The sequence below is a fragment of the Proteiniphilum sp. UBA1028 genome, assembly GCF_002316955.1.
Classification (GTDB): Bacteria; Bacteroidota; Bacteroidia; order Bacteroidales; family Dysgonomonadaceae; genus Proteiniphilum.
The window spans coordinates 56126-69002 of record NZ_DCEN01000049.1 but is presented as its reverse complement, the minus strand read 5'-3'; the positions used below and the strand labels follow the sequence as shown (position 1 = coordinate 69002).

Annotated in this window: 12 protein-coding genes; 7 read left to right on the top strand and 5 right to left on the bottom strand. The window is 47.6% G+C overall.

Annotation, left to right across the window (positions count from 1 at the left end; genetic code table 11):
* Both B3Z75_RS08695 and B3Z75_RS08690 read left to right on the top strand, forming a co-directional pair.
* The coding region (locus tag B3Z75_RS08695) for a lipid II:glycine glycyltransferase FemX (protein WP_294070301.1) at positions 1 to 605 on the top strand (605 nt) is incomplete at its 5' end.
* 7 nt (positions 606 to 612) lie between these two features.
* Complete coding sequence (locus B3Z75_RS08690; RefSeq protein ID WP_294070298.1) at positions 613 to 1050, top strand: GNAT family N-acetyltransferase; 438 nt, start codon at positions 613 to 615, stop codon at positions 1048 to 1050.
* A gap of 7 nt (positions 1051 to 1057) precedes the next feature.
* On the opposite strand, the gene B3Z75_RS08685 is transcribed toward B3Z75_RS08690, so the two are convergent.
* Positions 1058 to 2140 (bottom strand): 3-oxoacyl-ACP synthase III family protein, encoded by a 1083-nt coding sequence (locus tag B3Z75_RS08685; protein WP_294070293.1) that lies wholly within the window; start codon positions 2138 to 2140, stop codon positions 1058 to 1060.
* A 257-nt stretch (positions 2141 to 2397) separates the two neighbouring features.
* Positions 2398 to 3693 carry a mechanosensitive ion channel family protein gene (locus B3Z75_RS08680; protein WP_294070288.1) on the bottom strand — a complete coding sequence of 432 codons (1296 nt, stop codon included), beginning with the start codon at positions 3691 to 3693 and terminating at the stop codon, positions 2398 to 2400.
* A 220-nt stretch (positions 3694 to 3913) separates the two neighbouring features.
* Between B3Z75_RS08680 and B3Z75_RS08675 the strand changes: the two genes are divergently transcribed.
* The 5 genes from B3Z75_RS08675 to metA all read left to right on the top strand — a co-directional run bounded on the left by B3Z75_RS08675 (position 3914) and on the right by metA (position 8223).
* The gene (locus B3Z75_RS08675) at positions 3914 to 5116 is read left to right on the top strand and encodes a saccharopine dehydrogenase family protein (RefSeq protein ID WP_294070283.1); all 1203 of its coding nucleotides are present in this window, start codon (positions 3914 to 3916) and stop codon (positions 5114 to 5116) included.
* 73 nt (positions 5117 to 5189) lie between these two features.
* On the top strand, positions 5190 to 6107 hold the full coding sequence (gene pyrB / locus B3Z75_RS08670; RefSeq protein ID WP_294070274.1) for an aspartate carbamoyltransferase: 918 nt from the start codon (positions 5190 to 5192) through the stop codon (positions 6105 to 6107).
* 17 nt (positions 6108 to 6124) lie between these two features.
* A complete protein-coding gene (gene pyrI / locus B3Z75_RS08665) occupies positions 6125 to 6577 on the top strand; it encodes an aspartate carbamoyltransferase regulatory subunit (RefSeq protein ID WP_294070271.1) in 453 nt (150 codons plus the stop codon).
* Positions 6578 to 6661: 84 nt separating this feature from the next.
* Entirely contained in the window at positions 6662 to 7240 is a 579-nt protein-coding gene (locus tag B3Z75_RS08660; protein WP_294070266.1) for a flavin reductase family protein, read from the top strand.
* 47 nt (positions 7241 to 7287) lie between these two features.
* Complete coding sequence (gene metA, locus B3Z75_RS08655; RefSeq protein ID WP_294070255.1) at positions 7288 to 8223, top strand: homoserine O-acetyltransferase MetA; 936 nt, start codon at positions 7288 to 7290, stop codon at positions 8221 to 8223.
* 7 nt (positions 8224 to 8230) lie between these two features.
* On the opposite strand, the gene B3Z75_RS08650 is transcribed toward metA, so the two are convergent.
* The 3 genes from B3Z75_RS08650 to B3Z75_RS08640 are packed head-to-tail and all read right to left on the bottom strand — an operon-like array spanning position 8231 to position 12870.
* A complete protein-coding gene (locus tag B3Z75_RS08650; protein ID WP_294070252.1) occupies positions 8231 to 8548 on the bottom strand; it encodes a PG0541 family transporter-associated protein in 318 nt (105 codons plus the stop codon).
* A gap of 31 nt (positions 8549 to 8579) precedes the next feature.
* A complete protein-coding gene (locus B3Z75_RS08645; RefSeq protein WP_294070247.1) occupies positions 8580 to 11756 on the bottom strand; it encodes an efflux RND transporter permease subunit in 3177 nt (1058 codons plus the stop codon).
* A gap of 49 nt (positions 11757 to 11805) precedes the next feature.
* Positions 11806 to 12870 carry an efflux RND transporter periplasmic adaptor subunit gene (locus tag B3Z75_RS08640; RefSeq protein ID WP_294070244.1) on the bottom strand — a complete coding sequence of 355 codons (1065 nt, stop codon included), beginning with the start codon at positions 12868 to 12870 and terminating at the stop codon, positions 11806 to 11808.
* Between the last annotated feature and the right edge of the window lie 7 nt (positions 12871 to 12877).

Below are 12877 nucleotides of genomic sequence, written 5' to 3'. Positions count from 1 at the left end.
ATTTAACACTCAACAGGGAAACGCTTCTCAAAAAGATGAAACCCAAAACAAGGTACAACATAGGTTTGTCCCATCGAAGAGGAGTAATCGTTAAAGCAATGGGACTGGAGGGAATCGATGTCTGGTATGAGCTCTATAAAGAAACTGCTGCCAGAAACCACATTCTTCTCAACGACCTGAAATATTTTGAGGCAGTGCTGACAGCCCGGGCCGACGAGACCCGCTCGCCGGCCGATGTAAGCCTGTTGATTGCGGAAAAAGAGGGTAAACCTCTGGCAGCCATGTTTCTGGTAATCACGAAACACAGAGCCTCCTACCTTTACGGAGCATCCTCTTCCGGACAACGAAACTTAATGGCAACCTACGCGCTACAATGGGAAGCCATCTGCCGGTCGAAAGCGGCAGGATGTACCGAATATGACATGTTCGGCATTTCTCCCTCGCCCGATCCCCACCATCCGTTGTACGGTCTGTATAAGTTCAAATCGGGTTTCGGAGGCGAAATATTCCATAGCCTCGGTTGTTGGGATTATCCGCTACAAAAAGAATTATACACCCTGTTCCGCGCATCGGAACTAAACAGTCAGGGATATCATTTAAGTTAAATATTGTATGAAAATTGACAGAATCACCCGCATAGACGAGAGCGTAGTATCTGATTTCAGGAGACTCATGCCCCAGCTAACGGGGAAAGAGACATATCCTTCGTTTGAGGAGTTGGAACAGGTAATCCGGTCGGAAGACACCTGTCTTCTTGTCGCCACCGAAAATGAGGACGTAATCGGCACACTCACACTTGTTTTTTACCACATTCCTACGGGGCCGAAGGCATATATTGAAGATGTGGTTGTTGACAAAGACGCCCGTGGAAAAGGGGTGGGAAAAGCACTGATCTCTTACGCCATCCAACTGGCCCGCAAAAAAAGAGCCCTAAAGATCGATCTCACCTCCCACCCGGCCCGGATAGCAGCCAACAAGCTATACCGGAAAATGGGATTCACTCAAAGGGAATCAAACGTGTATCGACTTAGCCTACAGGAAACAGACTAACAAGCCACTAAGGGATCCTGTAGACGATGCTGTTAATATTCATTCCTGCACCCACCGAAGCCAGCACAATGTTGTCGCCGCTCTTCAGGTCATGCCCGTCCATCTTTCTGCGGGTAACCAGATCAAGCAACGTGGGTACGGTGGCAACCGAAGAGTTGCCAAGCCAGGAAATAGTCATCGGCATGATGCTTTCCGGCATATCCTTCATGTTATAAAGCTTAAACAACCGGGACAGAATGGCATCGTCCATCTTTCCGTTTGCCTGATGGATAAGCACCTTGCTGATTTGGTTAATATGCAGCTGCAGCTTGTCGAGACCTGCCTTTATAGCCTTGGGTACATTCTCAAGCGCATACTGATACAGACGGCGCCCATTCATCTTCAGGTAATAATCTTTTTTCTCTGCCAATGCAGGATTATAAGAATACCCCATATGGAGCATATTCACATAATCCAATGCATCGCTGCGTGAGTTGTGTCCCATGATGCCGACGGGCTCATCGCTCTCACGTGCTTCCATAACGGCTGCTCCGGCGCCGTCTGCATAAATCATGCTGTCACGGTCGTGCGGATCCGCTACACGCGACAACACGTCTGCACCCACCACCAATATTTTTTTCGCCTCGCCCGAACGAAGATAGTAATCAGCCTGAATCACGGCCTGGATCCATCCGGGACAACCATACAACACATCATAAGCCACAGCCGAGGGGTTTGCGATACCCAGCTTTTGTTTCAGACGGGCAGCCAATGTTGGCAAGACATCCATGCGTACATTATCCACCTTCGTTTCACCAAAATTGTGTGCAAAAATGATGTAATCGAGTTCTTCCCGCTCCACGCCAGCTGCCTCCAGAGCCCTCTCGGAAGCCACAAGTGCCAGATCAGTCGTCACCTGGTCATCTTCGGCATAACGGCGCTCGGCAATCGTGGTGATCTCTTCAAACTTACGGGTGATCTCCTCGTTGGGGGTTGTCAGTTTTTCTCCCGTCGAATCATAAAACTCATACGTATGAAAATAGTCATTCTTGATCTGCTTTGTAGGCACATAGCTGCCTGTTCCGGTAAAAACGCTATACAATCTTTTCATCTTTTTCATTTACTTATTGGAGTATCACAGAACTGGCGGGGTTACCGAAACCCTGAACAACTGTGATAAGTATGCACTCTCTATTCTGAATATCCTGCTTTAATTTTCCGAATTCAGAGTTTTGAATACAAAGGTAAATAATTTAATTCACTTGATATCCAATTTACCCATCCTGAGGACAAATTTTACCCATCCTGAGGACAAATTGATCTCATTTGGGAATAAAATGGATCTTTTATAGTGCAATGTACGCCTTTTCAGCGTTCACTGCATACCGAAGCCATCACAGGATTCGAAATATCTTCGTAAAGCTCAAGATCAAAATAACGGGCTGCAGCCGTAATATGGTCAAAGACATCGGACGAGATATCCTCATATTGCAGCCAGTTTGTTGTATTTGTAAAGAAATAGAGCTCCAGCGGGAGTCCTTTCGAAGTGGGTTGCAGCTGACGTACCAACATCAGCATTTCCTTGTGGACATGGGGGTGATTGCTTAAATAGTTTTTTATGTAATGACGGTAGACCCCCATGTTAGTCAGGTTCCTACCATTGATAGCCAGCGACTTATCAGCTTTCGATTCTTTATTATAGTCATCAATTTCTTTGCTGCGTGTACGAATGTACTCTGAGATATACTGAATCTTCCCGAGTTTCTCCAGTTCTTCATCGCGGATAAACCGAATGGTCGACTGCTTCACAAACACAGCCCGCTTGAGTCTCCTTCCACCTGCATCCTGCATACCCCGCCAGTTCTGAAATGAATCCGACACTAGTGTATAGGGGGGAATGGTCGTGATGGTCTTGTCGAAATTACGAATCTTCACGGTGGAAAGTGTAATCTGGATCACGTCTCCATCGGCACCATACTTGGGCATCGTAATCCAGTCTCCAATCCGTACCATATCATTTGCCGACACCTGCAGGCTGGCTACGAAGCCCAATATGGTGTCTTTAAATATGAGCATCAGGATGGCAGAAGCGGCTCCAAGCCCTGTGATGATGACAGTAGGATTCTGTCCTGTAAGGATTGAAAAAAGGACGACGAAGCCGATGATATTCAAAATAATTTTCACGACCTGTACATAGCTGTCAATGGGTTTATCCATCAGGTTCGGCTTCATCCGGAAGGTGTCGGCTGAAGCATTGATAACCGACATGATAAGCCATATAACATAAAATATCAGGTAGATGTCGGCCAATTTATCCACAAAAACCATTGTCTTCGGAAATTGATCAAAAATAATGGGTATGGCTCCCTTTACCAGACTGAATGGAACGATCATGGCAAGAAAATGGGGAAATTTCCTGACAGACAGGTTTTTCAATATTTCCGCACGGGATAGCTTTGCCGAGCGGTTTAGGATGGCCTGCAAAATAACCCGTGTGAGGTACTGAACCACAAACACAAGTACGACAACGACAAAGATCAAAAAAATCAGGTTGATATACTTTACCCAGTTATCGGAAATACCAAGATTTTTGAGAAATTGTATTGACCAGTCGCTGATTGCATTGGTGGAGCGGGAAATCTGTTCTATTTTTTCTTCGTTCATAGAAAGGATGATCTTTAAGTTTTGGTCGTTAATATTACAAAGATAAAATTATTAACGCTTTTTCCCAAACCTGCTTTTTTTAATTCCATTTTTCTCTGGATTCACAGATTCATTGTATATTTGTAGGAAATCTGCATGCAGCTGACAGAGCGTTCGACAATTATCTGAAGCAAGATGCACAAAGGAGAAAATCAATTAACTGCAAAATAAAAAGACACTTATGGGAAAAGTACTTATCATTGGTGCCGGAGGTGTGGGAACAGTAGTTGCCAACAAGGTAGCACAGAACAACCGGATATTTACGGATATCATGCTGGCCAGCCGCACAAAAAGCAAATGTGATGCCATTGCAGAAGACGTAAAACGGCGCACAGGGGTCACCATTCATACAGCGAGGGTAGATGCCGACAACGTGCCGGAACTGGTGTCACTCTTCCACAAATTCAAGCCGGAGATCGTGATCAATGTGGCTTTGCCCTATCAGGATCTCACCATCATGGAGGCCTGCCTGGAGGCGGGGGTGAACTACCTCGATACGGCCAACTACGAGCCGAAAGACGAAGCCAAATTTGAATACAAATGGCAATGGGCTTACCGCGAAAGATTTGAGAAAGCTGGCCTTACAGCCATTCTGGGCTGTGGCTTCGACCCGGGTGTAACCAGCATCTTCACAGCCTATGCTGCCAAACATCATTTCGACGAAATACACTATCTCGATATTGTGGACTGCAACGCAGGAGATCATGGCAAGGCATTTGCCACCAACTTCAATCCCGAAATCAACATTCGCGAAGTAACCCAAAAAGGAAAGTACTGGGAAAACGGAGAATGGGTGACAACAGAACCCCATGAAATCCACAAACCCCTCACCTACCCTGAGATCGGACCAAAAGATTCCTATGTGATCTATCACGAGGAGCTGGAGTCGCTGGTAAAAAACTTCCCCACCCTGAAGCGTGCCCGCTTCTGGATGACCTTCGGACAGGAATACCTCACCCACTTACGGGTAATCCAAAACATCGGCATGGCACGCATCGATGAAGTAGAATACAACGGGCAGAAGATCGTCCCCATACAATTTCTGAAAGCAGTGCTTCCCGATCCGGGTGAGCTGGGAGAAAACTATACCGGACAGACTTCTATCGGCTGCCGCATCCGTGGAATGAAAGATGGAAAAGAACGTACTTATTACATCTATAACAACTGCAGTCACGAGGAAGCCTACAAAGAAACCGGCGCCCAGGGAGTGAGCTACACGACCGGCGTTCCGGCCACCATCGGTGCCATGATGTTTTTGAAAGGCCTTTGGAAAAAACCGGGTGTTTATAACGTGGAGGAATTCAATCCCGATCCGTTTATGGAACAGCTTAACAAGCAAGGATTACCCTGGCACGAACTGTTCGACGTAGATCTGGAAGTCTGATCCTTTTTTAGATTTTTGTCACACGAGACAGGGCTTTCACATTCAGAAAAAACATTACAAAACAGACAGACTCATGCATCCCAAAAGCTTGGTAAATATTGATGATTATAGCCGGGACGATATTTTTCGGATCCTCGAAAGTGCGTCCAGATTTAAACAACAACCCGATCGTGATCTGTTACAAGGAAAGGTGTGTGCCACGCTTTTCTTTGAACCCTCCACACGCACACGCCTCAGCTTTGAAACCGCTGTCAACAGGCTCAGGGGACGCATCATTGGCTTCTCCGATGCAGCTACCAGCAGCTCCACCAAGGGGGAGTCGCTGAAAGATACCATCATGATGGTCGGCAATTATGCCGACCTGATCATCATGCGGCACCACCTCGAAGGCTCGGCACGCTATGCCTCGGAAATATCCCCCATTCCGGTTGTCAACGCCGGTGACGGATCCAATCAGCATCCCACACAAACGATGCTCGACCTGTTCACCATCTACGAGACACAGGGTACATTGGAAAACCTCACGGTAACCATCGTGGGTGACCTGAAATATGGACGTGCCGTGCATTCACTCATCCAGGGGCTATCGCATTTCTCTCCCACTTTTAACTTCGTTGCGCCCGAGGAGTTGCACATCCCCGACAAATACAAAGTATTCTGTGACCAAAAGCAAATTGCGTACAACGAGTTTACCGACTTTTCTCCCGAGTCAATCAACAGCGCCGACATACTGTACATGACCCGTGTACAGAAAGAACGCTTTACGGACCTGATGGAGTATGAGAAAGTAAAGAACGTGTACGTGCTGCATAACGATATGCTGGATGATTCGAAGGAAAACCTGCGGGTACTGCATCCGCTTCCCCGGGTGAAGGAGATCAGTCAGGATGTGGACGACAATCCCAAAGCCTACTATTTCCAACAGGCCAAAAATGGAATGTATACCCGCCAGGCTGTCATCTGTGACTTGATGGATATTGAGGTGAAATAACGTAACACGGAATTATGATGAGAAAAGAATTACAGGTTGCTGCACTCGAAAACGGAACAGCCATCGATCACATCCCTACCGACGCGGTTTTCAAAGTGGTCTCACTGCTTCAGCTACAGAAGCTGGATAATCGCATCACGATAGGCAACAACCTCAACAGCAACAAAATTGGCAAGAAGGGACTGATTAAAGTTTCCGATAAATTTTTCCGGGAAGATGAGATCAATCGCATCGCACTTATTGCTCCTAACGTGAACCTGAATATCATCCGCAACTTCGATGTCGTGGAAAAGAAAAAGGTTGTGCTTCCCGATGAGATCATCGAGATCGTGAAATGCAACAATCCGAAATGTATCACAAACAACGAACCGATGAAAACCCGGTTTCATGTGATAGACAAGGAAAAGGTAGAACTTCAGTGCCATTACTGTGAACTAAAGGTTCGGAAAGAGGAAATTGAACTGATTTAAGTTTGAACGTGTATACGTTTGTAGATATGAACGTTTAAACATGCAAACAAAACGCCGGAAGGTGGATATCGGCTGTCAAGAAATATGAAACAGGACTGGAAACCGGGTACAATGATTTACCCCCTGCCTGCAGCACTGATAAGCTGCGGCAGCAATCCCGACGAACATAATATCATTACCGTGAGCTGGGTGGGCACCATCTGCTCCGATCCGCCCATGTGCTACATCTCCGTGAGGCCGTCACGCCACTCCTATGAAATCATCAAGCGTGCAGGCGAGTACGTGATCAACCTCACGACGGAGGCCCTGGCACGGGCTACCGATTGGTGTGGCGTCCGCTCCGGGAGAGATTACAACAAGTTCGCGGAAATGGGCCTGACGGTTGGCAAGGCTTCCGTTGTAGGGGCGCCACTCATCGAAGAGAGTCCGGTCTGCATTGAGTGCCGCGTCAAAGAGATCATGCGGCTGGGGTCACACGACATGTTCATCTCAGAGGTGGTCAACGTGAAGGCTGACGATCAGTATCTCGACCCCGCTACCGGACGCTTCGACATGCAAAAAGCCGGATTGCTGGCCTACTCCCACGGCCATTATTACGGTCTGGGAAAAAGAATCGGCAAGTTTGGCTGGAGCGTACAGAGAAAGAAGAAAAAGAAAAAATAACAACAGACTGGGTATGTCAACCCAGCCCATATACACACATTTACATCATGCCTGTCAATTTACCCGACAAACTGCCTGCAATTGAAATGCTGAAAAAAGAGAATATCTTCGTGATGGACGACTTCCGCGCCTCCACACAAGACATTCGTCCTTTAAAAATACTGATCCTCAACCTCATGCCTCTCAAGATCACCACGGAGACTGATCTTATACGACTGCTTTCCAACTCTCCGCTTCAGGTCGAAGTTGAGTTTCTGGGGTTGTCCACACACACTCCCAAAAATACGCCTATAGAACATCTGATGTCGTTTTACACCAAATTTTCCAGGATAAGAAACACCTACTACGACGGAATGATTATTACCGGAGCGCCGGTTGAGATGCTCCCCTTCGAGGAGGTAAAGTACTGGAACGAGCTTACGCATATTCTGGACTGGGCCCGCACGCATGTCACCTCCACCTTTTATATATGCTGGGCAGCGCAGGCAGCATTGTATCACTTCTACGGCATCAACAAATACCCGTTAGAGAAAAAGCTGTTCGGCGTTTTCAAACACACGATTAATGACCCTTCTTTTTCTCTGTTCCGTGGATTCGACGATGAGTTTTATGCTCCTCACAGCCGTCACACAACCATTCTTTCCGAAGAGGTGAGGCAACAGCCGGGACTAACAATCCTATCCGAATCAGACCAGGCGGGTCTCTATATTGCCTGTTCCCGTGGCGGAAGGGAGTTCTATGTAACCGGCCATTCTGAATATTCGCCTCTGACTCTGCATAACGAGTACGTGCGGGATATGGAAAAAGGGATGGACTCTGTATCAATCCCTCTAAATTACTACAGAGACAACGATCCAAGGCAACCGCCCCTTGTCCAGTGGCGCTCGCACGCCAACCTGCTATACATTAACTGGTTGAACTACTTCGTATATCAGGCAACACCTTTCAACATACGTGAAATTAAACAACTGGGAGAGTTGTAATACCCCGCTATTCAACCGGTTTTACTTTGGCATAACCCGCTATTTCCCACATATAGGCGGCTATCAGTTCACCATTATTGAGCGCTGTCGCATTCATCTTGTTTATTTCATTGATCAACGCTTCTGCTTTCTCTGGATTTGCCTCCTGCACAACAATAGCCGAGTTATAGCCGGGCCATACGGCAGTATTTTGCCGTGGTGCGCCCCACCGGCTCCTGGCTGTCACCTGCTCTATTACCTGATAGTCCGCACACTCCACTTCATCGAGCAAAAACGAGAGGCTTTCAAGCATACTTACGTTACATGTGATATAGATAAACTTCATTTTTTAAAATTATAATTGTTGTTGATAGCATCTATAGTGATTTATTCTCCCTTTTCCCTCCTGTTTTATCCGTTCTGCCGGTTTTCTTTCCCAGCCGCACCGAGGCACGATCAATGATGAGCGTACGGTGATAAAGCGCCGTATACATGGTGGGCACCAGTATCAGGGTCGTTAGTAGCGAAACCAACAGCCCTCCGATAATCGTGATACCGAGCGGGGCATACATCTCTTTCCCCATTCCTGTGCTAAGTGCCATGGGCAACATACCCAGAATGGTGGTAAGCGAGGTCATCAACACGGGGCGCAAACGAGAACGGCCCGCTTCCATCACGGCGTCACGAAGAGAATGGTTCCGTTTACGCAACATATTGGTATAATCGACCAGCACAATTCCGTTATTCACCACAATCCCTACCAGCATGATCAATCCGATAAAGGTGACAACGCTCAACGTGATATTGGTAATAAAGAATGCCAGAATAACCCCCACAAGGGTAAAAGGAATGGCAAAAAGAATGATAAACGGGTCTTTAAACGATTCAAACTGCGCCGCCATCACCATATATACCAAGGCTATACCCAAAAAGAAAATAAGATAGAGAGATTGGAATGATGAGGACTGGTCATCCACCTGTCCCCCAATTTCCACGGTTACTCCCTCGGGAACGGCGGTTTCATCGATCATCCGTTGAGCCAGTTGGGTGGCATCGCCCAAAGAAATATCGTTCAAATTGGCAACAGCCTTTACATATCGCTGTTGCGACAGACGCTGTATCTCAATAGGGCCTGTCTCTTCCACGATATCGGCTACCGATGAGAGGGGGATCTGCTGCCCCAGCAGATTCGTGATTTGCATTTCACGAAGCTTCGACACTTCGTCCCTGTATTCCGGAGCATATTGTATCACAACACCGTAGTCGTTCCCCTCTTCCGTAAAGTCGCCCGACTCCGTTCCGTACAGGTTCTGCCGTATCTGCATTCCCACCATGGCAACATTCAAAGCCATCTGCGATGCTTTTTCCTTGTCGACCTGTATCTGTACCTCCAGCTTACCGGGATCGACGGTGGTTGTGACATCGGTAAACGCTTTTTCGGCGTTCATTTTTGTCTCAAAATCGAGAGCCACGGCTTTTATCTGATCCAGATCATTCCCGGATACAATAATTTCAATGGGTTTTTTATTTCCCGTTACGGCTGTTGCCAGCGCACTTCCTCCCTGTATGCTTACCTCCTCTATTTGAGGGATCTCCTCCACCCTCTTGCGTATAGATTCGGCTACTTCGGCAGCAGAGCGGCTCCGTTGTTCAACCGGCACAAGGTGACAAAGTACCGTCCCTACATTTTTCCCCTCTTTAAAGCCTACGGTCGTGAGTGCGCCGTCGCGTGTCTGTCCGGAGATGGAGGCGATGGCGCCCTCTGCCATTTCGGGTATCTCCTCGAGCATGATCTTCAATATCTGCTGTCCCACACTGTCTGTCTGGTTTGCGGCCGTTCCCACCTCTGTTTCAAACACCACAGAGACTGTTCCTGCATCAAAATCGGGTATATAGTCGGTACCTATTTGTTTACCCAACCACATGGTTAATGCAAAAAAGAGCAGTGCCACCGTCAGTGTTATTCCCTTATGAAATACCGCCCAGCCCAAAATATTTTTGTAGCCGTTTTCAATGCTGTTGAATACCTTCTCACTGGCAATATAGAGTCTTGAGCGACGCTGCTCCTCTTTATTCCGGGGAGCTCTCTTCAGTAGTTTCGACGAGAGCATGGGTGTGAGCGTAAGGGCTGTGAAGAGCGACATCGTCATACACACGACCGTAAGTATGGCAAGCTGCTTGAACATAATCCCCACAATGCCTCCCATAAAAAGGAGCGGAAGAAACACCACCAGCGTTGTCGCCGTGGAGGCTGCAATAGCCATCCCCATTTCCGATGTCCCAAAGATTGCCGCCTGTTTGGGATCAGCTCCCTTTTCGATATGCTGCGTGATATTCTCGAGCACCACGATCGCATTATCCACCACCATCCCTATGGCAATGACAAGCGACATCAGCGAAAATATATTGATGGTATAATCCATGATATACATCGCTATAAACGCAGAAATAAGGGATACCGGCATGGTGATGAAAACAATGAAGCTCGATTTCCACTCCCGTAAAAACATCAAAACAACCAACGTAACAAAAACAAGCGCATACCAGATGGAAGAAGTGAGATTATTGACGGAACTGGTAACAATTTCCTCCGAGCTAAGCACCTCATTCACCTGAATATCTGCAGGCAGCTGCTTCTTAAGCGCCTCCATCTTTGTACGGACGGCCTCTACCACCTCCACGGTATTCGCCCCCGACTGCTTCTGGACCATCAATGCCACTCCCTCGCCGATATGATTGCGGGCAAATGACTCCTTCTCCTTAAATGTATCCTCTACGCGGGCCACATCTTTCAGCCGGACAACCTGGCCGTTGAAAGCTTTCAACACCGTATTGCCTATTTCATCGACCGATTCGAACTTCCCCGGCACACGCACAGAAAAATCGTAAACACCCTGGTTGATATTTCCTGCGGGAATATTGATATTATTGGCTTTGAGCATCGTTGACATTTGCGATGTGGACAGCCCGTATGCCTTCATCTGCTGCGGGTTAATGATCACCTTTATTTCGCGTTCCGGCTGTCCCAGATAAAGCACTGTCCCCACCCCATCAACCTTGCGTAGGGCAGAGGCGATCTCCTCCTCCACAATGTGTTCAATACCGCTGTAATGAGCATCGGCATTGATCGCATATGCCAGGACCGGCATCATCGAGGAGTTGATCTTGTAGATAATCGGCTGCTGTGCAGCTGCCGGCAGCCGGCTCTTTCCAAGTTCAATCAGGTCGCGCGCATTATTGGCCGCCGAGGTCACATCACCTCCCCACTCGTAGCTGAGTTGAATAAATGAGACATTCTCTTTGGATGTCGATTTTATCTCCGTCAGGCGTTCGGCTGCAGAGAGCACTGTTTCCATCGGCTTGGTGACTTGTTCTTCCACTTCATTGGCCGAAGCGCCCGGATAAACGGTAATCACCGTGATGGAGGGAAATTCCATTTCCGGCATCAGGTCGAGTGGCAACATCTTAAGAGACACAATCCCCAACATCAGAATAGCCACAAAGAGCATAGCGGTTGCCACAGGTCTTTTTACACCTATTTCGGGTAATTTCATTTTATGTTATTTATTAGGATGATCTAAAATATAATAGAGGAACTACCTGTTACTTATTCACTATTTCAACAGGTGAGCCTTCGTTCAATTTGTTTTTCCCATCCACAACGACACATTGGCCAGCCTTGATTTCAGGAATACGGATATAATTCTCTTTCGATTCGCCACGAGTGACCCTACAGCGGATGGCCCTGTTCTGGTCGTCGACCAGAAAGAGGTAGTCCTCGCCCGTTCCCTGCTGCCTGTAGAGGGCGTTTATGGGGACAAACACACCGGTTGTCTGCGGCATGGAGATCGAGACCCTGCAGAACATACCCGGTTTCAGTTTTGTCTCCCTGTTGGGAATCGTCAACTCTACCGTGGCAGTACGGTTCACTGGCGACAGAACTGGCGATATATAGTTTACCTGTCCGTATACGGTTTCATCGGGATAAGCATCAAACACCACATCCGCATGCTGTCCGCGACGAATCAAGGCGATCTCTTTTTCGTTTACCTCGATAACTATCTTCAGTGGATTAAGCTGGCGTATGGTAAGGATACCGCTCTGTACCTTCAGATCGGGACTCACCGAGGGCACAAAAGTGTAATTCTCTCCCTCATCGACAGTTACATCGGTCAATATTCCCCCAAAGGGAGCGACAATGGATGTATTCTTTTTCAACATGTTTACTTTGGTTTGCGACGCGTCAAGCTTGGCCTTGATATGATCGAAGTCCATCACGCTTACACTCTCTTTTTCTCTCAGGCGACTCATCCGCTCAAAGTCCTTACGAATCGCCTCCAGCTCAATTTGAGCCTGAATCAGCATTTCGTCCGACATTTCGGCTATCAGTGCTCCTTCGGGAATATAACTACCCCTGGCAAAGTGAATCTTCTCCACCCGTCCCGGGATGGAAGCTCCAAGCTTGGCCTCCCTGTTTGCCTCGGCTGTACCGGTAAAATTCAATACGGGTATATACTCCATCTCTTTCGCACTATAAACAGTCACTCTTGTTGCCGTTTCCGAAGCTGCCGTGGCGTCCCCGCCTCTTTCCGTTGTTTTTGTACTGCATCCGCCCGCTAAGATGGCGAGCAGACAGGCTGTATAAGCAATTCTATTTGTCAGTTGCATCGTTGTA